The organism is Microbacterium sp. GXS0129, from assembly GCF_044769785.1.
Classification (GTDB): domain Bacteria; phylum Actinomycetota; class Actinomycetes; order Actinomycetales; family Microbacteriaceae; genus Microbacterium; species Microbacterium nymphoidis.
On sequence record NZ_JBIZVZ010000001.1, the window covers coordinates 423,826 to 447,508 of the forward strand.

Sequence of the window (23,683 nt, forward strand, 5' to 3'; positions counted from 1 at the left end):
TCCCGTGGCCTCGCCGGCGTGCCGCTACAGCAGGGCTTCGACCGACGCGAAGCCGCCGGTCTCCTCCGTCTGCGTGGCGGGGGGAGCACTGAACACCACGCCGGAGTCGGGCACCGCGGACCACGCGGTCCAGCCGGGGTCGCCCGTCTTCACGAATGCCACGGCCGCCGCATGGATCGCGTCGGCCAGAGCCTGCGGCGGGTGAGGGCCGGTGAGGGCATCGACCACGGGGCCGTCGAGGCAGTCGAAGAAGAACGGCACGTCGATGCAGTGCACGGCGGCGTCGAACTTCGAGGAGCGGAACGCGATGCGGTACACCCAGGTGGGGGCCGCGCCCCGCGCGCGGGCCGTTCTCACGACTCCGGTGCGGAACATCTTGTCGGTGATCAGGCGTCCGAGTACGGCGGCGTGTCCGCGCGCGACCACGGGCCGGTTCGCGGCCAGGTAGCCCCGTCGGACGGCTGAGGTCAGCTTGAAGGGACGCAGCAGCAGAGCAAGGGGGATCCAGCGCAGCTTGCTGGCCTGATCCTGCACCGCCATCGAGAACTCATCGTCCGTGGCGCCGAGAACCAGGGGCTTGTCCGCGCCGACTCCCTGCGCCAGGGACTGTGCGGTGGGACGAGTGACGAGATCACCGTCGACGGCGGGGCCGAGCCCGAGGCCTTCATCGACCGTCTCGCCCATCGAGCTGAGGTCGAGCTGGCTGAGCTTTCGCTGAGCGGCAAGCACGTCCTCCTCCGAGACCGAGGAGAATCCGTCGCGCGTTGCGGGGACTCCGAGTTCGCGCGCCATCTTCGCGCTGAACGCGCGGGCGCGTTCCGGGGCGACATCGGCGAGCGCACCCGACAGCGCATACACGCCGTGGAAGAGGTGCTGGGCTGCGGGCATGCCGAGCAGGGTGAGCACCGCTCCGCCTCCCGCCGATTGCCCGGCGATGGTCACGCGGGAGGGGTCTCCGCCGAACGCGGTGATGTTTTGCTGCACCCATTCCAGCCCGGCCAGCCAGTCGCGTACGCCGCGGTTGGAGGGGGCGCCGTCGATGTGGCCGAAGCCGTCGAAGCCGAGGCGATAGCCGATCGAGACCGTGACGACGCCGTCACGATTGAAGGCGCGGCCGTCGTACCAGGGGCTGGCGGGCGAGCCGGCGACGTACCCGCCCCCATGGATCCACACCAGCACGGGCAGCTTCGCCGTGGTGTCACCGGGCGCAGGCGTGAACACGTTGACGTTGAGGGTGCTGTCGCCGGCGACCGACGGCTCGGGGATCAGCGTGATTCCCGGGTCACCGCGCTGGGCCGTGGCTCCCTGCTCCAGTGCGTCACGCACATCCGGCCAGGGTTCGACGGCGCGCGGGGCGGCGAAGCGCAGCTCCCCGACCGGAGCCTGCGCGAACGGAATTCCGAGAAAGGACGCGCTTCGCACGGATGATCCGGCGACGTCGCGCCAGAGGCCGCGCACGCGACCGGCTCGTGTCTGAACTTCGACATAGGCGGGGGATTCAGTCATGGCGTCTCCGGATCACGAGGGCGATGCTCATCAGCGTAGCGAGGAGCCCTTAAGTTCATTCCGTGAAATAAGTTAGGCGATGCGGTGGTGAAAAGCAATCGCCGTTCGGTTTTACGCGGCCGGGCCAATCGGGCGTGATGCGCAGGGCGGTGGCCCTGCGGCTCCGCCGCGTCAGCCGAGAAGCGTGTCGATCATCCGCAGTCGTGCCGCCCGTTCGGCGCCGAGCAGTGCGGCTTCGGCGCCGAGCCGGCTGGCGGTGACCTGCGGGGGCGTGGCGCCGCCGGCTCTGACGGCGATCCGGGCAAGCTCGTCGGCGATGTCCTCGGCGAAGGCTGCCAGGTATCCGCCCAGCACGACATGATCGGCGCCTACGGTGAGCAGGGCGATCTGCAGAGTCCGGGCGACGTGGGGGAGAGCCGCGGCCCACGCGTCCACGAATCCGCGACGCCCATCCCGGACCCCCGTGACGAACCGCTCCAGGGCGGCGTCGAGTCCGTCCGTGTCCGCCACGTCGGTGAGACCGGCGTTTGCGAGAAGGGCGTCCGGGCCGGCGACGGTGACCAGGCATCCGTGCTGTCCGCACTCGCAGAGCGCACCGTCCGCGATCACCGGCAGATGGCCGAGCATGCCCGCCCATCCCGCAGCGCCGGTCAGGGCACGGCCGTCCGCGAAGACCGCGCCTCCGATGCCCGAATCGCTCTTCAGATACACCAGGTGCGGCGGCGACCCGGCATCGGCGTGTTCTTCCAGCGCTGCGACCGACGTGTCGGCGATGAGCGGGATCTGCGCTGCGCGGAGTCGCGGCAGGCGCTGCTGGAGAAGGCCGATGAGATCGACGCGCTCCCAGCCGAGATCCGTGTCGGCGAGCACGACCGCGGGACTGCCGCCGACCGGCGCCCACACCACCACGGACAGATCCGCCAGGGGTCTGCCGACCGAGGCGGCATGGGCGAGAGCTTCCGACACGACCTGGGCCAGAGCGTCGACGACGGGGCCGGGATCTCCGATCGGACGTCCGTGGCGCCGCGAGAACCGGGCCAGGCGCTGGCCGTCCAGCGTGGACACCACCGCCTCCACCCGGTCCGCATCCAGGGTGGCGATGATGAGAGCCACGTCGGTGGCCGACAGTTCCAGCAGCGTCTTCGGGCGGCCCCGTCCCTCGGGGGCGATGCGATCGGATTCGCGCACGATCTCGTGCTCGATGAGCTCCGCGGACAGCGACGTGATCGCCCCGCGGGTGAGGCCGGTCTCCAGGGCGAGCTCGCTGCGGGAGAGCGGGCCCGACGTCAGAGCCAGTGCCACCAGCCCCAGATTGTGGCGACGCACGTCCTCCGAGGTGAGCGAACCGCGCGAGGAGTCAGGGGAGGGCACCCCTCGATTCTCTCGCAGAGCGCGCGCCCGACGCGTCAGCACGTCGCGAAACGAGGAGCATGTCGCGAAATGAGGAGGCTCTGGATAGGCTCCTGGGCACTCCGAAGGGCGAGGTCTGACCATGCACTGGTGCAGAGTCTGGGCGGAGGCTGGGGCAACCTTCCGCTCGGACGTCGGCCTCGTCATCGAGCTGGCCGAGGAGGTGCATCGAGTGGTCGAGTTCGAGCGGGATAGCGCCGCCCACAGCAAGCGCGTCCGGAAGGCCAGTGCTCTCGGTGTGGCTGCACGAGCCGCGCGGAAGGCGGAGCACGACGCCGCCGCTCTGGAATGAGCTGCGCGACGGATGTCCCAGCGGCGGCGTAGCATCGATTGATTCAGTCGCCACGGCGATCCGGCGAACGTCAGCGACAGTGTCCGCTATGTTCGAGCGCAAGGGGGAGTCAGTGGCAAAGTTGCAGCCGATCACCGGAACGGTGCTCCGCTGGGCGCTTGAAGATGCAGGAATCAAGCCCCACAAGGTGGAGATGCAGTTGGGGTTCCCTGACGGCTCCATCACTGCGTGGATGACGGAGGCCGAGCAGCCCAATCAAGGTCAGTTGACCCTTCTTGCTAAGCGCCTGGGTCGCCCCTCATCCTTCTTCTTCCTCGCGCAGCCGCCCAACCTTGCGGCGGTGCCGGTGGAGTTTCGCCGATTTGCTGGGACGACCAAGAAGCCGGGCCAGGAGACGCTGGACGGCATCCGCCTCGCCGGACGCATCCAGAAGACGACGGCGTGGGTTCGTGAAGAGGCACAGCTCGGTCCCGTGAAAGTGCCGCACCTCGTGAAGTCGCAACCAGCTGAGGAGGCCGCCGATACGCTGCGGAAGTGGATGAGGTGGTCCACAGCGTGGCAGATGATGAGCGCCAACTCAGATGCTGCCGTGACGAAGGCCTTCCGCGCCGCGCTGGAGGATCGCGGAATCGTCGTGATGCACCTCTCCCTGGAAGAAGGCCTGACACGCGGTTTCAGCCTGGCCAGCAAGTCTGCGCCGGTCATCGCGGCGAACACGAAAGATCCGTACCGCGCACGCCTGTTCTCCTATGCGCACGAGCTGGTACACATCGCTACGGGCTCCACCTCGGTATGCGACGTGCACGAGTCGTCTGACGGCCTGGAGAGCTTCTGTAATCGAGTCGCCGCTGCCCTGCTGATGCCCAAGAAGGAGTTCCGGGCACACGTGATCGCGAAGATGGGTTCCGCCAAGCTTGCGACTATCGATGACGTATCTGCGGTGCGGGCGAGGTTCAAGGTGAGTCTGCGCGCCGCCGCCATTCGTGCGGAAAACCTGGGACTCGGCGTGTCCGGGCTCTACGACCACGTCAACAAGGTTGCCGAATCCAAAGGCAAGGGCGGCGGTGGCGGTGGCGGGCGAACCAAGGACATCGTTCGAGTAGACGAGTACGGCTCGGGATTCATACGTACGGTCGAGTCGGGCGTGAAGGCGGGTGTCCTCCGAGACGTGCAAGCAGCGACCCTGCTGCGTTTGTCTGAGACGGAATGGAAGAAAGCGCGTGACCTCGCCGCGTCGAGGCTCAGCGCCTGATGCCGCCGATCATCATCGCCGATGCGACGGGCCTGCTAGGGATACACCGCCTGGCCACACCTTCGCGGTATTACGACCTGTACGAGGCGCTTACAGATCGGCTCGAAGCGGGAAGCTTGCGCTTTCCTCGGGAGGTCGTGGACGAACTTCGAGTGATCAACCGAGCTGAATACACAGCAGCATGGGCGTCTGGACTCGGCTCATTCAAAGACCTGTGGACCTCGGAGATTGTCTATCTTCGACAGGTCATGACACTCGTGTCCGGACTCGGATATGCAGAGGGCTTCGACTCACTAGATGGGCAGGACCCGTCCATCGCGTTCGTCGCCCGGATGTGCTTCGACCTCCAGGCGCAAGGCGTGGAGTTCTACGTGTTGACGACGGACTTCGGCAGTGGTCCTCTCAGCCCCACGATGGATCAGATATGCGCGTCCGCGGGGTGGAAAACCATCTCGCCTCAGGACTGTGTGACGCACCTCTCACTGCCGATTTAGACGGGGATCAGCTCGCGCGCCGTTGCGTCGATGTAGGCCGATAGCACAGGGCCATCGTCGCTCTCGTTGAGCACAGTCACTATCCACTCCGCGAGCAGCAACAAGCTACGAGACGGTTCGGCGATCACCCACTTCTTGGAGCTCACGGGCGTAAGTGGGTAGAGCGTTCCGTACCTTACTGCACTCGTGGATTCGTCTTCGTTGGGCTGCTCTTCACTACCGGGGATGATATTCCCGGCTGCGTCGCGCTGCTGGAGCCCTGCGACTGCTCGCGTCCACCCTTTCCGCCCTGGGAGCTCGCCTACGAGCAGCGCGAGCAGCACCGAGACCGTCATGTCCGGACGCGGCCCATGGGTGTCCGTGACCACGTCGAGATGTCCGGCGATGGTCGCCGCCGTGATGTCGGCACGGTACCCGAACAGGGCCAGTGGTGGGTGGTCGCCCGTAGACGAATAGAGGGCCTCAATGCTGGCCTTCTTTGCTCGCCCATCCTCCAGGGCGGACTTGGTGAGTGTGGTCTTCACCTCGATACAGAGCCGAACGTTTTCCACCGGAAACATCACCTGATTGGTCTGCGCAAAGATGCCGGGTTCGTTTCCTCGCTCGTAGACGATGAGGTCTATCTGCTTGGATGACTTCCCGGTGGAGTCCACAAGGAGTCCCGAGCCCACACCGAAGCGGGCAGGAATCAAGTTCTCAACCAACCGCGCGAGCGACAACTCGTTCTCGGTGCCCTTCGCTCCCTGGTGAGCGATCAGCTGATTCATCTGCTCGACTTCGGCTTGGAGGCGCTGCATCACGCCGTTCCAGTACGGTCCAACGTGATTCATGAGGCCCCCCGAAGGTCGATACGACCCTACCGGAGCATGAGAGGGGCTGCGCTGGGGAGTTAGGTCCCCACCCGGACCAGTCGGCGGGGATCTCCCTAAAAAGGCTGGCGCAGGAGACGCGGAGTTCCTTCGCGACGCCACCCGAGGAGGCCGAGTGGCTACGTGCGACGCTGAATCGCTGGAAGCGACGCTATGAGGCGGGGCACGTAGCCATTGAGTTACCGGTGTCGGACGAGTCGTAGGGTCAAGAGCCTTCGTGGCTCCAGGGGTCTCTGAAGTGTCGTCAGGAACGGGGCACTTGAAGCTCTGGCAGGCGCGGGTCGTCCAGCTCAAGGGCGAGATATTCCTGCCCCGCAGCGTCGATGCACACGACGGCGTCAATGCGCCGGATGCACGCGAGGTCGAGAAAAGTCGATGGCTTCGTCCCTTGTGTACGAGGTGAACGAGCCCGCCGTGGGATCTGTCTGCAAGCCGACGATCCAGTCCTCAGCCGTCGCGCATTCATCGAGCGTGGCCAAGATCGAGGTCTCGCCCCTCGGGTCTCTTGCTCGGCGGTGCTCATGGCGGATTCGCACGCCAGGGTCACGGCTTCGAAGCGCCTCGGTGCTCATGGGTAGCCTGAGGCTATGAAGACCATGGAGCGGGAGCGGGTAGAGCGCTTCGAGCGGACGTTCTACGACGTCGAAATTGATTCGACCTACTTGGAGCTGTACCGGCGCGAGCAGGTTGCTCCGAGGGCCTTCGCCTACATCCACGCCGGTCTTGACGCGGAGTTCAAATGGATGAACTACAAGGCACGAAACGGGACGAGCGGTCATTTCAACGCCGACAACTCGCGGAACCTGCTCCGTCTCATCGACCGGCTCAACGAGGCGCGAACGGTGCTCAGCAAGGCCGGGCACGAGCTACTGATGAGTGCCGAGTACCAACGGGTAGTCGAGAATGCTCCAGCTTGGCTCTCGGACAGCGGAGGTAGTCCGATCCCAGAGGGATTCACTCCCGTTGAAGTCGAGAGTTATGCCCAAGTTTTCAGCCTTGCAGATCAGGCGATCACGCTGTCGGGTTCGCACACGGTGAAGCTCACGCCAATCGGGGAAGGAGCCTTCGCCGTCGTGCATCGGTTCACGGACCCTAACTACGGGCTCACGCTCGCTCGTAAGAAGCTGAAGCCAACGGCGGACGACCGCGAAAAGGCGCGATTCAAACGCGAGTTCGAGTTGATGAAAGAACTCCAGTTCCCCTACGTCCTGGAGGTCTACCAGTTCCGGGAAGGCGACTGGTCGTACACGATGGAACACTGCGACGCGTCCCTGGAGCAGTACGTCGCGCGCCACAACAACCAAGCTGCCTTCGGCTTCACGACTCGCAAGCGGATCGCGCTTCAGTTTCTCTACGGACTCAATTTCATCCACTCGAAGGGCCACTATCACCGCGACCTGAGCACACGGAACGTTCTCCTGCGTACGTTCGGGGGTTCGGCGGTACTCGTAAACTGTCAGACTTTGGGCTCGCTAAGCGGAAGGGGTCCGAGTTCACCGTGACGGAGACCGAACTGAAGGGGACCAAGCTCGACCCATCCCTGGGATCGTTCAAGGAATTTCGTGCGGTGCACGACATCTTCGCCGCTGGATTCGTCCTGCTGTACATCTTCACGGGGCGGAAGAATATTGGTCGAGGCATTGATGAAGATGTGGAGAAGATCGTGCAGAAGTGCGTCGATTCTCGCACCGCGCAACGCTACCAGTCCGTCATGGAGCTGATCGCTGACGTAGAAGCGCTCGAAACACCTCGGCCCGAGGGCCAGTCGCCGCGAACGGGTGGCCCTGTGCAATCCGCGCGGGAAGTCGTCGGCTTCGTGAGTAAGGCAGCGAGAAACGAGACGCCGTCGTAGATCCGTGCCGCGGCGAGAGATTCACTTTTGCTGCGAGGTAGCGATAGAGCGTCGCGCGGCTGATCTCCAACGTCCGCATGAAATCAGGCACCTTTTCGCCCTAGTCGTGCATGCGCTGAATCAGCTTCGCCTGCTTGGCATCCACGGATCGGGGACGTCCTCCCGTGATGCCCTGCGCACTTGTGATCGAGGGCCGCGCGAGTGCGCTCAGAGCTAAGTCATGTTCCATTTGTGCGAACACAGCGAACATGCCAAGCATCGCCTTGCCGGTCGCGGTTGTGGTATCGATGCCGTCGGAGGTGCGCACATGGATGCCGTGATTCACGAGAGCTTCAATCGTCATGATGACGTCACCGGAGTCGCGGCCCATGCGGTCGAGCTTCCACACGACCAGGGTGTCGCCGGGCTGAAGCCCTCGCTCCTCATCGAACGTGCGATCCCACGCGGGGCGGCTTGTCTTCGTACCGCTTACGCCGTGATCGACATAGATGTCGCGTACCTGCCCCCCCCGGCGTTGGTCAGCTTGGCGCGCTGGTACGTCTCGTCCTGCTCAGAGGCCGAGATCCGCGCGCATCCGCTGTCGTCCTCCTCTGGGTGCACGCTCCTCAATTCGGACCCGCGTCTCACCAGAGTGCGCCGGGCCATGAGCCGGTTGCGCGGCCGACGGGCGTCGGCTTGGCTGAGAGGGTTGCGGCGAGGACGGGAGAAGCGATGCATCGGATCGACGACGGGCACGTGGGCCGGCGCCCGCGCATCGGACTGTGCTCGGTGACGTTCCGCCAGCTCGCGGCGGAGCAGGTCATCACCGCCGCCGCCGGGGCGGGGCTGGAGAGCATCGAGTGGGGTGCGGACATCCACGTTCCGGCAGGCGACCCGGCGCGGGCGGAGATCGTTGCGCAGCGCACCGCCGATGCCGGCCTCGCCGTCGCATCGTACGGGTCGTACTGGCGCGCGGAGGAGGACATCTCGCCGGTGCTGGACTCTGCGGCGGCGCTCGGCGCGGACCGCATCCGGATCTGGGCCGGGCGGATCGGATCCGCGGAGGCGAGCGAGGCGGACCGGAGCGCGATCACCGAGGCGATCGCCGACGCATGTGCCTCGGCGCGCGAACGGGGGATCACGCTCGCGCTCGAATACCACTCCGGCACCATCGCCGACACGCCGGGGGCGGTTCGAAGGCTGCTCGACGACGTCCCCGCGCTGCGCACCTACTGGCAGCCGACGGTGGGGGCGTCCGACGACGCGGCCCTGCACGAGTACGATCAGCTGCGCGATGCCGTCGCCGCCGTGCACGTCTTCTCCTGGTGGCCGGCGGCGGAGCGCCTGCGGCTGGCGGAACGGGCGAGCCTGTGGAACGCACTGTTCCAGACGGCGACGGAGCCGCGCGATGCGCTCATCGAGTTCGTGCCCGACGATGATCCGGCACTCCTCGCAGGCGAAGCCGCGACGCTGCGGGGCTGGGTCACAAGCCGCTGATGAACGCATGCCCGGGCACTCTCCGGGTGTGCGTGGTGGGATATGCATATGCCCGTTCCCGAGAACGCCCTCTCGCTCACCGTCGTCGATCCGTCGGCGATCACCGTCGACGCGCTCAAGCGTCTCTATCGGATCACCGGCCGGTCAAGCGTGGAGCTGCGAGACGCGATCCTCGCGGGCGCGCCCGTGTACTCGGCATCGTTGTTCGGCAATGACCACATCCATGTGGTTCCGCGCCTGGAGCGCACCGCGGCGCTGCTCGACGAACTCGGAGTCCGCTACACCGTGCACGAATGGACCGATGGTGTCGTTGAGGAGATCTCGGCGGAGCTGATGCGGCAGATCATCCAGAGCGCCGACGGACAGTTCGGCTAGGAATCCCCGACGACGATTCGGCACGCGCCACGCCGGTGTCGAGCAGGCATCGAACAGCGGGCGGACCCGCGCACGTGCCGGCCCGTCAGGCCCGCTGCGCGCCTACGCGGGTGACGCTTGGTCGTCGTCCAGCGAGAGCAGATAGGCGGCATTGCCGCGGAGCGCGGCCTCGTATCGCTGCACTTCGGGGGTGGAGAAGCGGTCTGCGATCACCGCGAGAACGCTTCCCAGCGCCGCGCTGGGGCGGCCCGCCGCGTGCAGCGTGAGCGCGCGGAAGATGCCGAGAGACTCCGACTCCGGAAACCGGGTGAGAGCCTCGTCGAAGACGGCGAGGCTCTCATCGACGCGACCGAGGTTGCGCAGCGTACTGCCGTATTGCAGATAGCACTGCCGAAGCCAGTGCCCCTCCAAACCTGCTGCCATCGCCCGGCGGTAGTAGTCCAGCGCGGTTTCCTCCTGACCGTCGGTGTCGTACGCACCGCCGACCTCGTACAGGACGGCGGGGTCGTCCGGATGCTCCGCAAGGATCTCGCGGAACGCCGCGATGGTGGGTGCCATGTGCGCGCGATCGCGTGCGGCGAAGATCTCGTCCAGCCGTGCGCGGAGAGCGTCGTCGGTGGTCATGCTCTTTCCCCCTTCAGTCTGCTGGTCCCGCACCGGCGTCGCCGACCGCGGTTCGACCCGGTCGCGCCGCATCGGGATCGTCTGCGGGCGCGAAGGCCGCGAACAGGTCGCGGACCGCGCCCGCCATGTCGATTCCCGGGTCGGTGAGCCACTGCAGCTGCAGCCCGTCGGAAGTGGCGTGCAGGATGCGCGCGAAGGAGTCGGCCGGTATCGCGTCGGTGATGATCCCGGCGCGCTGGGCGGCAGCCGCGATGCGCGCGAATCGCGCGTGGAGCTGCTCGCTGCGCTCCAGGAAGTAGTCATGGGCCGGGTGCTCGGCGTCCGCGGCGTCGACCGCGAGGCGGGAGAACAGCTCGACGAGCCCGGGGACCGAGGCGTTGTGGCGGATGACGGCGAGGTAGGCCTGCGTCGCCTGCTCCCACACGGCCGTGGTGTCGCTGGTGTCGAGGTCCGGGAGGATGAAGGTGAGCCCGTCCACTTCGTCGCGCTTGCGCAGGATCGCCGTGAACAGCTCCTCCTTGCTGTCGAAGTAGTGAAGAAGCCCCGGAGGTGTGAGGCCTGCGGCATCCGCGATCTCTTTGACCGACGCTCCGCGCATGCCGGAACGGGCGATCACCTCGAGCGCGCGCTCCAGGATCTCCTCGCGTTTGGCGATGCCCTTCGCGTACGAACCCCGTTTTGCCATGTGCCGAGTCTGCCAGGTGACGGGACCATTGCCATCACAAACCGAATGACGTAAAGTTTTCGCCACGGCCCGCACGCTCATCGATGAGAGGATCCCCATGACCGGCTCCGGACAGCTTCCCGAGGTCTCCGACCTCACCACCGCCGAGAAGGCATCGCTCACCAGCGGCGCGGACTTCTGGACCACGAAGTCGGTGGAGCGCGCAGGAGTCCCGGCGCTCATGCTCACCGACGGGCCGCACGGACTGCGCAAGCAGAACACCGGAGGGGACCACCTGGGCCTCGGCGACAGCGTGCCCGCTACCTGCTTCCCGCCCGCGGTGGGACTCGGCTCGTCGTGGGACCCCGACCTGGCGGAGCGGGTCGGTGTGGCGCTGGGCGTGGAATCGGCCATCGAAGACGTCGCCGTGATCCTCGGCCCGGGCGTCAACATCAAGCGGTCGCCACTGTGCGGCCGGAACTTCGAGTACTTCTCCGAGGATCCGCTGATCGGCGGTGTGATGGGTGCGGCGCTGGTGCGCGGCATCCAGTCCCAGGGCGTCGGGTCGTCGCTGAAGCACTTCGCCGCCAACAACCAGGAAACCGATCGTATGCGGGCCTCCAGCGACGTGGACGCTCGCCCGCTGCGGGAGATCTACCTGCGCGGCTTCCAGCGGGTGGTCACCGAGGCTCAGCCCTGGACCGTCATGTGCTCGTACAACCGCATCAACGGCGTCTACGCCTCCGAGGACCCGTGGCTGCTGACCAGCGTGCTGCGCGACGAGTGGGGATACACCGGTCTCGTCGTCTCCGACTGGGGAGCCGTCAACGATCGCGTCGCCGCGCTGGTGGCCGGGCTCGATCTGGAGATGCCCGCGAGCGGCGGACGCACCGACGCCCAGATCGTCGATGCGATCGAGTCGGGGCGCATCGACGAGTCGGTGCTCGACCTGGCTGCCGAGCGCATGCTGGAGCTCATCCGCCGGACGAGTGCCGTGGTCAAGCCCGCGGGGGCGCTGGACGTCGAGGCGCACCACGATCTTGCCCGGGAGGCTGCGGCGCGGTCCATCGTGCTGCTGCGCAACGACGGCGACATCCTCCCGCTGAACCCGCAGCAGCGCATCGCCGTGGTCGGTGCCTTCGCCGACCAGCCGCGCTATCAGGGCGCCGGCTCCTCGCTGATCAACCCCACTCGGCTGGATCGCGCGCTGGAGGAGATCCGCGCGATCGCGCCGGATGCGACCTACGCGGCCGGCTTCTCGCTCGATGGATCCGGAGACGCGGCCGCGCTGCGCGCCGAAGCCGTGTCCGTTGCGGCGGAGGCCGATGTGGTCGTGGCCTTCCTCGGCCTTCCCGCTGCGGCGGAGTCCGAGGGCTACGACCGCACCGACATCGACCTGCCCGCCGACCAGCTCGCGCTGGTGGCGGAGCTGCGTGCGGCGAACCCGAACATCGTGGTCGTGCTCTCCAACGGTGGGGTGGTGGCGTTGCCGTTCCGTGACGAGGTCCCCGCGATCGTGGAGGCCTGGCTCGGTGGGCAGGGTGGGGGTCATGCCGCCGCCCAGGTGCTGTTCGGCGCCGTCAACCCGTCCGGGCGCCTCACCGAGACGATCCCGCTGAAGCTGGAGGACAACCCGTCCTTCGGGAACTTCCCCGGTGAGTTCGGCCACGTCCGCTACGGCGAGGGGATCCTGGTGGGCTACCGCTGGTACGACGCGCGGGAGCTGGAGGTGGCCTACCCCTTCGGACACGGTCTGTCGTACACCTCGTTCGCGTACGGCGACGTCTCCGCCGCGGCGGACGACGACGGGATCACGGTTCGCGTCGACGTCACCAACACCGGCGAGCGTGACGGTCGCACGGTCGTGCAGGCCTATGCCTCGATCGGTGCCTCCGTCGTGCAGCGGGCGCCGCGCGAGCTGAAGGCGTTCCAGTCGGTGGCCATCGCTGCCGGTGCCACGACGACTGTCGAACTGCGGATCCCGCGCGCCGATCTGGCGTACTGGGACGTGCGTGTGGACCGCTGGGTGGTGGAGGGCGGCGAGTACACCGTCTCGGTCGGCGAATCCAGCCGCGACCTGCGCGGGTCCGCGACGGTGAGCGTGACAGCCGACGAGGTGACCATCCCGATCACGGCCGACTCCTCGCTGGGTGAGGTCCTGGCGCACCCGGTCGTGGGGCCCATGGTGCAGCAGGCGATCTCCGGGTTCCTCGGTGCGGGTTCCGATGCGCCCACCGAGCTCGACGAGGGGATGCTGGCGATGCTGCAGTCGCTTCCGCTCGCGCGGATGGTCGCCTTCCCGGGCTCTCCGATGACACCCGAGGCGATGCACCAGCTGATCGCGGCCGCGAACGCCTGACGGCCGGCGTCCCAGCAGCCTGAAGGGCCGCGATCTCTCCGGATCGCGGCCCTTCAGGCTGTCTGGTCAGGCGTCGCGGCGAGGCCCCTCGGACGGGACGATCGGGAAGATCGCGGGCTCGGCGAAGCCCGCCTCGGTGAAGGCGGCACGCACGGCGGACTCCACCGCCGCGGCGTCGTCGATGCGTACCAGCGCGATGGCCGCCCCGCCGAAGCCACCGCCCGTCATGCGGGCACCGATCGCTCCCGCGGCAAGGGCGGCATCCACCGCGAGGTCCAGCTCGGGGGTGGAGATCTCGAAGTCGTCGCGCATGGAGACGTGGGAGGCGACAAGCAGGTCGCCGATGGCACCGGGCCCCTGCTCACGGACGGTGCGAACGGTGTCCAGCACGCGCTGGTTCTCGGTGACGATGTGGCGCACGCGGCGGAACGTGACGTCGTCGAGCTTCTCCTCCGCCGCGGCGAGGTCGGCGACGGCGAGGTCGCGGAGCGCCGGAACACCCATCTCCCGCGCACCGCGCTCGCACGACTCACGACGCGCCCGGTAGCCGCCGGTGGCGTGCTCGTGCGAGGTGCGGGTGTCGATCACGAGGATCTCCAGACCCGCTGCCTGGAAGCCCACCGGCACCGACTGGACATCCAGCGTGCGGCAGTCGAGGAACGTGGCGGCGTCCGCACGCCCGTGCATCACCGACATTTGGTCCATGATGCCGGTGGGAGCTCCCACGGCTTCGTTCTCGGCCCTGCGCCCGGCCACAGCCAGGGTCGTGGCGTCTGCTCCGAGGCCCCAGATCTCGTTCATCGCGGTGGCGGCGGCGCCCTCCAGTGCCGCGGACGACGACAGGCCGGCGCCCACCGGGACGTCCGAGTCGAAGGCGAAGTCGAGCCCGGTGGCAGGAGCATCGGGGAAGGCCGCGCGCAGTGCCCAGGCGACGCCGAGGGGATATGCGGCCCAGGTGGGAACGGCCGGCTCGCCGTCACTCGGGAACAGCGTGTCGAGGTCGCCCAGCGCGACCTCGACGGGCTCCGGCGAGAAGGACGAGATCACGCGGATCCGCGCGTCCTCTCGCGGTGCCACCGCGGCGAACGTGCGCGCGGGGATCGCGAAGGGCAGCACGAAGCCGTCGTTGTAGTCGGTGTGCTCGCCGATGAGGTTGGCGCGACCGGGGGCCGAGTACACGGCGGTGGGCTCGGCGTCATACGCGGTGCGGAACAGGTCGCGGGCAGTGGTGTCGCTCACGGGTCTCTCTCGGTGCGGGGCGGCGGCGTCGCCGCGGGCTGGTGGGTGGGCGGTCGTCGTTCAGACCGAGACGGACGCGATGGCGGCGCGGATGCGCTCGGCGGCGGCCTCCGGCGGCACGTCACCGATCCATGCGCCCATCGCGGCCTCGCTGCCGGCGAGGAACTTGAGCTTGTCGGCGCCGCGGCGGGGACTGGTCAGCTGCAGGTGCAGGCGCGCGCTCGTGCGCGCGCGATTGACCGGCGCGGCATGCCAGGCGGCGATGTAGGGCGTCGGGTCCTCGTAGATCGCGTCCACACCGCGCAGCAGGCGGAGGTAGAGGTGGGACAGCTCGGCGCGCTGCGCCTCGTCGGTCTCGGCGAAGTCCGCGACATGGCGGTGCGGGATCATGTGGATCTCGATGGGCCAGCGCGCGGCGAACGGCACGAACGCCGTCCAGTGCTCGCCCTGCAGGACCACACGCGGACCCGCCTGCTCGAATTCCAGAATGCGGTCGAAGAGATCGTCACCCACCTGCTCGATCGACTCCAGCAGCCGCGTGGTGCGCGGCGTGATGTACGGGTAGGAGTAGATCTGGCCGTGCGGATGGGGGAGAGTGACCCCGATGGCCGCTCCCCGGTTCTCGAACACGAAGACCTGTTCCACGCCCGGCAGCGCGGACAGGGCGGCCGTGCGATCGGCCCAGGCCTCGATGATCGTCCGTGCGCGTGAGGGCGTCTGGGAACCGAAGGACCCGGCGTGCTCCGGGCTGAAGCAGACCACCTCGCAGCGTCCCACCGACGTTCGCGTACGACCGAGCCCGAGCTGGGCGAGATCGTCCAGCCCGCGCGGTGCGTCGGCCGCGGCAGGGGCGGTGCCGATCGCCTCGGCGAGTTCCGGGCCGAAGGACGGCGACTTGTTCTCGAACACCGCGACGTTGTAGCGCGACGGCACCTCGGAGGGATTCGTGGGTGACTGGGGTGCGAGCGGGTCGAGCTCGGCCGGCGGCATCATCGCGCGGTTCTGTCGTGCCGCGGCGATGGACACCCATTCCCCGGTGAGGACGTCCTGGCGCATGGTGGCGGTGGCGGGGCGGGCATCCAGCGCGCGTGCGTCGACCGCGCGTTCGGGGGAGAGCATGGTGTCCGCGTCGTCGAAGTACATGAGTTCACGGCCGTCGGCCAGGCGTGTCGCCCGCTTGATCACCCCGGCGCCCAGTGCGCTCACCTGCTGCTCGGCGTCCATCACACGTTCCTTTCCGGATCTGGCCCGAGCGCCAGCATAATCAGCGCCCATGTTTACGTCAACATGCCTGTCCGTGCCGCGATGTGACAGCATGTGAGGCATGACCTCCGCCCGCCGTCCCGCCATGAGCGACGTCGCCGCTCTGGCCGGTGTCTCCGGACAGACCGTCTCCCGCGTCATCAACGGGCACGACAACGTCAGCCCAGAGACCCGTGCGCGGGTGGAGAGCGCACTCGCCGAGCTCGGCTATCGCCCGCACCGTGCCGCCCGCGCGCTGCGGACGGGACGCTCCGAGGTGCTCGGAGTCGTGGTCGCCACCCTGGAGACGGTCGGAAACTCCCTGATGCTGCAGGCGGTCGCCGCGGCGGCGGAACGCGAGGGGTATTCGATCGCGCTGGTCACACTGGGGGAGAACGTCGCGCTCGCGGATGCGGTGGACCGGCTCGCCGAGCAGGGCGTCGATGCCGCCGTGATCGTCAACGAGGCCACGCGGTACATCCCGGAACTGGAGAATGCTGCCCTTCGCCTGGTGCTCGTGGATGCGCCCGCAGACGTCCCGTATCCGACCGTCCGTTCCGACCATGAGCGCGCGGCGTTCGAACTCACCTCGCACCTGCTGACGCGCGGGTTCCCGGTGCATCACATCGCGGGTCCCGCGGATTCGTTCGCGGCACAGGCGCGTGAACAGGGGTGGCGCGATGCGCACGAGGCGGCGGGTCGCCATGCCCCCCAGCCTCTGCGGGGCGACTGGACAGCCGAGTCCGGGCGGCTGCTGGGCGCCGAGCTCGCCGCCGATGCGGACGTGCGAGCCGTCTTCTGCGCCAACGACCAGATGGCGCTCGGCGCGATGAACGCGCTGCACGCCGCCGGGCGGAGGATCCCCGCCGACGTCGCCGTCGCCGGATTCGACGGGATCTCCGATGCCGCGAGCTTCTGGCCCGCGCTCACCACGGTGGAGCAGGACTTCTCCGGCCTCGCCGCCGCCGCGATCGGCCTGGCCCTCGCCGACACCGATGTGCACCGTGTGATCCCCGCCCGCATCGTCGCGCGCGCGAGCACCGTCGCGGAGGAGTGATCCCGCGCCCGGGGCGGTTGCGGGCGTGGCCGATCGATCACGACGGCCGGATGAGCGGGAGCCACGGGCCGGGATCCTCGATCCCGACCCGGCGGACACCGACCAGGGGGACCGGGGACGTGCGTTGCGCGCGGGCAGCCGGCCCCGCCAGGCCGATCGTGGAAAGCGGGGAGAGGGGGAGTACCTCCAGCAGTAGCTCCCGCGCCCCGGGGCCGAGATCAGTCAGGGACACGTACCAGGGGGTGCCGTCCCAGAATCGGTCGTCGACGACGTCGCCGTCGCAGCACAGGCGGGCGGCATCGCCCTCCCACTCGATGCACAGCACGGGGTCTGCAGCATCGAGCACGGGCGGCAGTTCGAGGACGAATCGCGCGGCGAGGTCCTGGTAGTGCTGCTCGGCTGGAGCGCTGTGCCGTGCGTCGCGGAAGCCATAGTCGGCGGGCGGATCACCCGCAGCTCGGATCAGGCGAACCACGACCGGTGTCGTGGGTGGACGAACCGCTGCGATCGCGCTCCGGGCCGTTCGCTCCGCGGATGGGCAGGATCGCGGCGTCCGATCTGCGCCGGAGAGTGCGCGAACCGCCTCCGGCCACGCCGCGGCGGCGCCATTCCCGCCCGGGTGCGCCGCCACGAAGCCCGCAACCACGGGGTCGTAGACCTCCACGAAAGATGCGCCGCGCACGAAGATCGTTCCCGACCCGTCGCAGCGCAGCTCGCCGTCGCTGAGGAACAGCGTGCGGTGGCCGCCCCGCTCGATGACCCAGATCTGGTCTTGGGCCTGTGCGGGCAGCAGCAGCATGCGCGCGGACTCGGTGACGGATGTGGTGCCGACGGACAACGGCCCCGCCGCTCCCGCGACCTCGGCGCGGGCCGGTACGCCCTCCACCGCGACGAGCACGAGCGTGGGGATATCCGCTTCGAGCATCGTCACCGCGGAGGCGGTCGCCCAGGAGAGTCGTGCGTCGCCCCAGGAGAGGTTCACCGGGAAGCGCGCCAGCGTCGCCGGAGGGATCGTGGCCGGGATATCGGGGAAGGCGAGATCCGTGTCGCCGTGAAGTGTGAAGCGCACGTCTGCGACGGGTCCCACCTGCTCGTGCGCGCGGTGGTGCGTCACCACCACGAACCCGCGGGGGGCGGGATCGCCGGACAGACGAGCCGCCCAGCGCAGGCTCTCGCGATCATCGGGATGGGGAGGGCCGGAATCGGGCAGGATGGAGCGCATCTCGGCGAGCTGGTCCCCGAAGGCCTGGAGGAAAGCGTGCTGCACCCGCAGCGGCGCCAGCGCGGGGCCCACCGTGCCGGCCTGCCCGAGTGGAGCGTGGAAGTCGTAGCTGAGGTCCGGGACGTCATTGGGATAGCCGGTGGCGTGGGACTCACCGAGCCCCGGTCGCGGGTTCCGCCCGCCGGCGAACATGTAGTAGCCCTGCCAAGCGGACCCGTCGCCGATCTTGGCGTGGGCGACGGCGGCGATGTCGGTGCCGCTGGGTACCGGGCGACGGTGATACGCCGTGGCCATCCCGCCGCCGAGCTCACACGTGGCCGGCGGGAAGCCCAGCAGGCGCGTGCCCGACGCGGTTTCCCCCGTGCCGAGCGCGGCTCGGACGTCGGCGCCCGTACCCGGGTCGTCCCACTCGTGGGATGCCACGAAGTGCTGGCGGAAGCTGGGGTGCCACCCCTCCTGCGGATCCACCCAGAACCCGTCCGCGTAGCCGCCGAACAACGGCATGATGCCGGTCGGCGGCAGTTCGGCGCCGCCCCACGCCGTTGCGGTCCACAGCGGCGCGCGCAGACCCGCCTCGCGAGCCAGCTGCTGCAGCATGGTGAGGTGGGCCGGCTGGTCGTACAGCTCGTTCTCCACCTGGATCGCCCAGATCGCATCCGGAGCGTGCACCGACCGTGCGACTTCTTCGCCGATTCGTGCGAACCAGGGGCGCACCACGGCCAGGTATCCGGGATCATTCGTGCGGTGTGTCACCGGCAGGTCCTGCACCGTGTCGGGGAAGCCGCCGTTGCGCACCTCGCCGTGCGCCCAGGGACCGATGCGCAGCACCACACCCAGACCGCAACGATGAGCCTCGTCGATGAACGCCGCGACGTCGCGGTCACCGGTGAAGTCCGTGGCACCGCCAGCCAGCACGTGGTGCGCCCAGATCACATACGTCGACACCAGCGTGATCCCGTTCGCGCGCATCCGCTCGAGCCGCTCCCGCCAGCGCGCTCGTGGGACACGGGAGTAGTGCAGCTCGCCCGACACCGGGACGACGCCGCGGCCGTGGCGCAGCACGGCACGATTCGTCACCTCGATTCCCAGCGCCTCCTCGCCCGGAGCAGGCAAGCTCGCACGCTCGGCGGGACCCGACCACGGCTGCACGGTGGCGCTGACATCCGTCATCGGCCGGCTCCGACCGCGCGGCCGATGGTCGCGGGGTCAACGCCCTCGCGCACGGCGCGGTTGGTGAGGAGCACCCATGCACGACCCACGGCGGGGTGGACCCAGAACTCCGTGCCCGCCCACCCGCCGTGACCGAAGACGGTGGCGTCACCGAATCCGGCCGGGGCGACGTGCCAGCCGAGTCCCCACTCGCGATCGGCTGTGGGCGACCCCGGATCAGCGCGGGGGAGGCCGGTCGTCCGCGGCGTGCGCATGGCATCGAGAGCAGCGGGGGTGAGGAACTCCCGCCGGCCGCCGGCCGCGATCCGCAGCAGCGCCGACCCCAGCCGCAGCAGATCCTCCGCTCGTCCGGCCAGTCCGGCGCCCGGATTGCGTTGCGCGGCGAACACCGCCATGTCGTGTCCGGCGGCAGCGGCATCGGCGACAGGGAGGGCGTCGGCGAGGTCGGTCGATACCGCGTGAGGTGAACCGAGCGATGCGAACAGATCGTCGACCTCCGCTTCCCAGCCTCGACCGCCGGCGTTCTCGATGAGTGCGGCGATGCCCGTGTAAGCGAGCGTCGAGTACTGCACCGCGCTACCGGGGGAGAAGATCTGGCCGCGGGTGAGCAGCTCCCGCCGCAGCGGCACGGCTGTGTCCAGCGCGGGCTCGTCCAGACCCGAAGTGTGCGAGGCGAGATGCGCCAGCGTGGTGGACTTGTTCGCGAAGCCGGGGAGGGCGGTCGCGAGGGTGGTGTCTGCGCTCAGGAGCCCCTGCTCGATCAGCCGGGCCGCTGTCACAGCGACGATCGGCTTGGTGATGGAGAACAGCGGATAGCGATCGTCCGTCCGGGCGCCGACGGCGACGAGCTCCTGCACACCCGCGGCATCCGCGATGCCGAGCACGGCGGAGGGGAGACGGCCGGAGGTGACGTGGTCGCGAACGATGTCGATGACGGACATCACACGGTGCCCCTCTGCTGACCGGACGGACCGCCGCTGGCGGCCTCCGGGCGAATGAGTGCGTCGATACCGAGGTCCACGACACGCACGGGCTGCCCGCTCTCGAGAGAACGGTTGCCCGCGATACCGACCGCGATCGAGCGCAGTCCGTCGGTCCAGTCCGCGGGGCGCTGAAGCGGATCGGGCCCGGGGCCGTCGAACACATCGCGCAGCAGGAGCTCATCCCCGCCGCCATGCGCCGCGCCCCCACTGTCGAGGGGAACCTCGCGGGGATGTTCCCAGTGCCGCTGCACCCGGAGGCGTTCGCCCTGCGGGCGTAGCGAACCGGTGTCGGCGAACGGTGTTGCGGAGGGGTCCAGCACGGGGTGCACACCCGCGCCGGCGAGCACCGCGCCGCGTTCCACCACGTCGAGCTCGGCCCGGCCGAGGGTGCCGTTCACAGCGACACGGTAGCCCTCCCACGGCGAATGCGCGTTGAGGGAGTAGCTGAGGGTCGCCCCGCCGGCGTAGTCGACGACGAGTGCGAGGTTGTCCTCGATGGTGATGCCCGGGCCGAACACGTCGCGATCGCGCAGGTAGCCGTCGTGCTTCTCGGCATAGAGGTACAGGGCTGCCAGACGCTCGTCGTCGCGGAGATCCAGCTCGAACGGGTCGTGCGTACCGTCGTGGGTGCCGCGCGCGGGACGCTCCCCGAGTCCGCGCCTGGCCGCATTGGCCTGGCCGTAGAAGCGCAGTCCCCCGGAGGCGTACACCCGCACCGGATCATCGCGCAGCCACCAGTTGACCAGATCGAAGTGATGGCTGGCCTTGTGCACCAGCAGACCGCCCGAGTTCGCCTTCTCGCGGTGCCAGCGGCGGAAGTAGTCCGCTCCGTGCTGTGTGTCCAGCATCCAGGAGAAGTCGATGCTGGTGATCTCGCCGATCTCGCCGTCCTGAAGGATCCGCCGCAGAGCAGAGTTCCGGGGTGAATACCGGTAGTTGAACGTCATCACGATGCCGCGCCCGGTGCGAGCGGCGGCTTCTTCGATCCGGTGGGCGGATTCCGCATCGATGGTGAGCGGCTTCTCCACGACGACATCGGCACCGGCGTCGAGGGAGCGCACGATGAGGTCGGCGTGCAGGTCGTCGCGCGCGCAGATGATGACACGATCGATGCGCCGCTCACTGATCATCCGCTCCAGCTCTGCCGGCGGATGCACGACGGGCGGTGCGGCTCCTGCGGCTGCGGCGCGCGCCACCGCGTATGCGGCCCGAGCGGGATTCGGCTCGCACACCGCAACCAGCTCCGCCCGATCGGCGTAGCTGGTGGCGATCGCGTCGACGTACATCTGTGATCGATGGCCCGCCCCGATGAGGGCGTAGCGGGTGGAGGTCATGAATCGTCTCTCGCCGGTGAGGGAAGTGCGGGGCCGGGGCGACCAGTCGTCGCAGAACCGTCCTCGATACCGAGCCACGATAGGACGGATAGCGCTTTCCCGCAATCCGTCCTATCGTGGACGCACCCCATCTTCGAGGAGAACTCATGCAGTTCATCGCCGCCGGTATCGACCGCGTCGCCCTGCGCGACGCGGGGCGGATCATCGCCGAGTACGTCTTCCGGCCCGCCGATCCGCAGATCGAGTCCCCGCGTCCGTACCTGACGTTGCGCACCCGTGCGGGAGTCGACGTGACGGCGCACCGCCCCGCCGACCACGTCTGGCACAAGGGTCTCTCCCTTGCCCTTCCCGTGGTCGGCCCGCACAACTTCTGGGGTGGCCCGACGTACGTGCACGGCCAGGGCTACGTGCAGCTGGCCAACAACGGCACGCAGGAGCACCGCGGACTTCGCGCCGAGGGGCACGACGACGAACCTGCACGCATCACCGCCGCCCTGAGCTGGCGCTCGCAGGCGGGGGACCCCGTGCTCGCGGAGCGGCGACGGATCACCGCGGACGTCGTGGACGATCAGACGTGGGCGCTGAGCTGGGAGAGCGAGCTGCGCAACTCGACCGATGCCCCTCTGGCCTTCGGCTCACCCACATCGAAAGGCCGGGAGAACGCCGGATACGCCGGCATCTTCTGGCGCGGTCCCGAGAGCTTCCGTGGCGGTGTGATCACCGCACCCGACGGCCCCGCCGGTGACGAGGCACGCGGACGCCGGGTGCCGTGGCTGTCGTATGCGGCGCCCGACCGTTCCGCCGGGGTGCTGATGCTGAACGCGGACGCCGCGTCCGCCGAGGAGCCCTGGTTCGCACGGTCGGAGGAGTACGCCGGTCTCAGCCCCGCGCCCTTCTTCCATGACGAGACGGTGCTCGAGCCCGGAGGCACGCTCACCCTGGCCGCCGTGCTCGTGATCGGCGGCCCCGATGTGCATGAGCTGGCGGCCACCGCCGGTGCCGAGCGCGTTGCACGGGTGCGTCCCTCCGCTCTCATCTCGGTCTGACCCAGCCACTCGCACCGATCCTCCCTCTACGAAATGAGCGCTGCATGACTCCGCCGCCCATCACCCACGACCTCCGTGTCGCCCTGGTCGGAACCGGAGGCGTCTCTCGCCTCCACGCCGAGGCCGTCGCGGCCTATCCGCACGCCGAGATCATCGCCGTGACCGACCTCCAGCCCGACAGTGCTGCCGCCTTTGCCGCGACGTGGGGCGTTCCTGCGAGCTACCCCGATCTGACGCGGCTGCTCGCCGCCGAGCATCCGGACGTGGTCCTGGTGTGCACGCCTCCCGGTGCCCATCGCGGTCAGGTGATCGAGGCGCTGGAAGCCGGTGCCCACGTGGTGGTGGAGAAGCCGCCGGCATCGTCGCTCGCCGAGCTGGACGAGATGCGCCGCGCAGCACGCACCGCCGACCGTCGGCTGGCCGTCGTGTTCCAGCAGCGCACCGGCACGGCGGCGGCCCACGTGAAGGGCCTGCTGGCCGCCGGCGCGCTCGGTCGTCCGCTGGTGGCGGTGTGCAACACGCTGTGGTTCCGTGACGCCGATTACTTCGCTGTTCCGTGGCGGGGGAAGTGGGCGACGGAAGGCGGGGGCACCACCCTCGGGCACGGAATCCACCAGCTCGATCTGCTCGCTCACCTGCTCGGCGACTGGTCCAGTGTGCAGGGCCGGCTCTGGCGGCTGGATCGCGAGACCGAGACCGAGGACATGTCCACGGCGACCGTGGCCTTCGAGAACGGCGCGGTGGCGCAGGTGACCACCAGTGCGGTGTCGCCCCGCGAGACGAGTTCCATCCGCATCGACACCCAGCGCGCGACGATCACGGTCGATCATCTGTACGGGCACGGTCACGAGCACTGGAGGATCACGCCGGCGCCCGGCTTCGAGGATGAGGCCGCAGGCTGGGCATTCCCGGATCACGAGGAGGCGAGCTCGCACGCGCCTCTGCTGCGTGACGTGTTCGATGCGCTGCGCTCGGGAGCGGAGCTGCCGGACACGGCCGATCATCCAGCTCGCTCGTTCGAGATCGTCGCGGCGATCTACGCCTCCGCGGCGGCGGACGGCGCGGTCGTCACGCCGGCCGATCTCGCCGCGCATCCCACGCATCGCGATGGCTTCGCGAGCACCGTGATCGAGCGCCGACCGATCTCGTGACGATCCTCTCGATTACCGCGCGGCTGCCCGCGATGCGAGGGTCGCGCGGCTCGGACGCTCTCGTGA

Annotated in this window: 21 protein-coding genes and 1 pseudogene; 11 read left to right on the forward strand and 11 right to left on the reverse strand. The window is 68.7% G+C overall.

What is annotated here, in order from left to right; all coding sequences use genetic code 11:
- Positions 1–24: 24 nt before the first annotated feature.
- On the reverse strand, positions 25–1,506 hold the full coding sequence (locus ACIQJ5_RS01860) for a carboxylesterase/lipase family protein (RefSeq protein WP_402840302.1): 1,482 nt from the start codon (positions 1,504–1,506) through the stop codon (positions 25–27).
- Between the two features lie 171 nt (positions 1,507–1,677).
- A complete protein-coding gene (locus ACIQJ5_RS01865; RefSeq protein WP_402840305.1) occupies positions 1,678–2,877 on the reverse strand; it encodes an ROK family protein in 1,200 nt (399 codons plus the stop codon).
- Positions 2,878–2,998: 121 nt separating this feature from the next.
- Here ACIQJ5_RS01865 and ACIQJ5_RS01870 point away from each other — a divergent pair, with 121 nt between their 5' ends.
- The 3 genes from ACIQJ5_RS01870 to ACIQJ5_RS01880 all read left to right on the forward strand — a co-directional run bounded on the left by ACIQJ5_RS01870 (position 2,999) and on the right by ACIQJ5_RS01880 (position 4,954).
- Positions 2,999–3,208, forward strand: coding sequence for a hypothetical protein (locus ACIQJ5_RS01870; protein ID WP_402840308.1), 210 nt, complete (start codon positions 2,999–3,001; stop codon positions 3,206–3,208).
- A gap of 88 nt (positions 3,209–3,296) precedes the next feature.
- Positions 3,297–4,460, forward strand: coding sequence for an ImmA/IrrE family metallo-endopeptidase (locus tag ACIQJ5_RS01875; RefSeq protein WP_402840311.1), 1,164 nt, complete (start codon positions 3,297–3,299; stop codon positions 4,458–4,460).
- A complete protein-coding gene (locus tag ACIQJ5_RS01880) occupies positions 4,460–4,954 on the forward strand; it encodes a hypothetical protein (RefSeq protein ID WP_402840314.1) in 495 nt (164 codons plus the stop codon). The genes ACIQJ5_RS01875 and ACIQJ5_RS01880 overlap by 1 nt, the downstream gene beginning before the upstream one ends.
- Here the strand turns inward: ACIQJ5_RS01880 and ACIQJ5_RS01885 are convergent.
- A complete protein-coding gene (locus ACIQJ5_RS01885; protein WP_402840317.1) occupies positions 4,951–5,784 on the reverse strand; it encodes a DUF6602 domain-containing protein in 834 nt (277 codons plus the stop codon). The genes ACIQJ5_RS01880 and ACIQJ5_RS01885 overlap by 4 nt on opposite strands.
- A 626-nt stretch (positions 5,785–6,410) precedes the next feature.
- Here ACIQJ5_RS01885 and ACIQJ5_RS01890 point away from each other — a divergent pair.
- Together ACIQJ5_RS01890 and ACIQJ5_RS01895 are read left to right on the forward strand one after the other, a co-directional pair.
- Complete coding sequence (locus ACIQJ5_RS01890; RefSeq protein ID WP_402840320.1) at positions 6,411–7,325, forward strand: protein kinase family protein; 915 nt, start codon at positions 6,411–6,413, stop codon at positions 7,323–7,325.
- Entirely contained in the window at positions 7,322–7,675 is a 354-nt protein-coding gene (locus ACIQJ5_RS01895; RefSeq protein ID WP_402840323.1) for a hypothetical protein, read from the forward strand. The genes ACIQJ5_RS01890 and ACIQJ5_RS01895 overlap by 4 nt, the downstream gene beginning before the upstream one ends.
- A gap of 100 nt (positions 7,676–7,775) precedes the next feature.
- Here ACIQJ5_RS01895 and ACIQJ5_RS01900 read toward each other — a convergent pair.
- Positions 7,776–8,189, reverse strand: a pseudogene (locus ACIQJ5_RS01900) (recombinase family protein); the annotation flags it as partial.
- A 197-nt stretch (positions 8,190–8,386) separates the two neighbouring features.
- On the opposite strand from ACIQJ5_RS01900, the gene ACIQJ5_RS01905 reads away from it, so the two are divergent.
- Positions 8,387–9,151, forward strand: a complete 765-nt coding sequence (locus ACIQJ5_RS01905) for a sugar phosphate isomerase/epimerase family protein (protein WP_402840326.1) — start codon at positions 8,387–8,389, stop codon at positions 9,149–9,151.
- 48 nt (positions 9,152–9,199) lie between these two features.
- Positions 9,200–9,526: a hypothetical protein gene (locus ACIQJ5_RS01910; protein WP_231090717.1), complete on the forward strand. Its 327-nt coding sequence runs from the start codon at positions 9,200–9,202 to the stop codon at positions 9,524–9,526.
- 102 nt (positions 9,527–9,628) lie between these two features.
- Here the strand turns inward: ACIQJ5_RS01910 and ACIQJ5_RS01915 are convergent, their stop codons facing one another.
- Entirely contained in the window at positions 9,629–10,150 is a 522-nt protein-coding gene (locus ACIQJ5_RS01915; RefSeq protein ID WP_402840330.1) for a tetratricopeptide repeat protein, read from the reverse strand.
- A gap of 13 nt (positions 10,151–10,163) precedes the next feature.
- Positions 10,164–10,835, reverse strand: a complete 672-nt coding sequence (locus ACIQJ5_RS01920) for a TetR/AcrR family transcriptional regulator (RefSeq protein WP_402840333.1) — start codon at positions 10,833–10,835, stop codon at positions 10,164–10,166.
- A gap of 97 nt (positions 10,836–10,932) precedes the next feature.
- On the opposite strand from ACIQJ5_RS01920, the gene ACIQJ5_RS01925 reads away from it, so the two are divergent.
- A complete protein-coding gene (locus tag ACIQJ5_RS01925) occupies positions 10,933–13,173 on the forward strand; it encodes a beta-glucosidase (protein WP_402840336.1) in 2,241 nt (746 codons plus the stop codon).
- Positions 13,174–13,239: 66 nt separating this feature from the next.
- Here ACIQJ5_RS01925 and galK read toward each other — a convergent pair whose 3' ends face one another.
- Together galK and galT are read right to left on the reverse strand one after the other, a co-directional pair.
- A complete protein-coding gene (gene galK / locus ACIQJ5_RS01930; protein WP_402840339.1) occupies positions 13,240–14,412 on the reverse strand; it encodes a galactokinase in 1,173 nt (390 codons plus the stop codon).
- 60 nt (positions 14,413–14,472) lie between these two features.
- Positions 14,473–15,636: a galactose-1-phosphate uridylyltransferase gene (gene galT, locus ACIQJ5_RS01935; protein WP_402840341.1), complete on the reverse strand. Its 1,164-nt coding sequence runs from the start codon at positions 15,634–15,636 to the stop codon at positions 14,473–14,475.
- 100 nt (positions 15,637–15,736) lie between these two features.
- Here galT and ACIQJ5_RS01940 point away from each other — a divergent pair, with 100 nt between their 5' ends.
- Complete coding sequence (locus ACIQJ5_RS01940) at positions 15,737–16,711, forward strand: LacI family DNA-binding transcriptional regulator (RefSeq protein WP_231090711.1); 975 nt, start codon at positions 15,737–15,739, stop codon at positions 16,709–16,711.
- Between the two features lie 37 nt (positions 16,712–16,748).
- Here the strand turns inward: ACIQJ5_RS01940 and ACIQJ5_RS01945 are convergent, their stop codons facing one another.
- The 3 genes from ACIQJ5_RS01945 to ACIQJ5_RS01955 are packed head-to-tail and all read right to left on the reverse strand — an operon-like array spanning position 16,749 to position 21,420.
- The gene (locus tag ACIQJ5_RS01945; protein WP_402840345.1) at positions 16,749–19,103 is read right to left on the reverse strand and encodes a beta-galactosidase; all 2,355 of its coding nucleotides are present in this window, start codon (positions 19,101–19,103) and stop codon (positions 16,749–16,751) included.
- The gene (locus ACIQJ5_RS01950) at positions 19,100–20,044 is read right to left on the reverse strand and encodes a serine hydrolase (protein ID WP_231091390.1); all 945 of its coding nucleotides are present in this window, start codon (positions 20,042–20,044) and stop codon (positions 19,100–19,102) included. Before ACIQJ5_RS01950 ends, ACIQJ5_RS01945 begins: the two co-directional genes overlap by 4 nt.
- Positions 20,044–21,420: a Gfo/Idh/MocA family protein gene (locus tag ACIQJ5_RS01955; RefSeq protein ID WP_402840348.1), complete on the reverse strand. Its 1,377-nt coding sequence runs from the start codon at positions 21,418–21,420 to the stop codon at positions 20,044–20,046. The genes ACIQJ5_RS01950 and ACIQJ5_RS01955 overlap by 1 nt, the downstream gene beginning before the upstream one ends.
- Positions 21,421–21,566: 146 nt before the next feature.
- Between ACIQJ5_RS01955 and ACIQJ5_RS01960 the strand changes: the two genes are divergently transcribed.
- Both ACIQJ5_RS01960 and ACIQJ5_RS01965 read left to right on the forward strand, forming a co-directional pair.
- Entirely contained in the window at positions 21,567–22,466 is a 900-nt protein-coding gene (locus ACIQJ5_RS01960; protein ID WP_231090708.1) for a PmoA family protein, read from the forward strand.
- 44 nt (positions 22,467–22,510) lie between these two features.
- A complete protein-coding gene (locus ACIQJ5_RS01965) occupies positions 22,511–23,617 on the forward strand; it encodes a Gfo/Idh/MocA family protein (RefSeq protein WP_402840352.1) in 1,107 nt (368 codons plus the stop codon).
- The last annotated feature ends 66 nt before the right edge of the window (positions 23,618–23,683 follow it).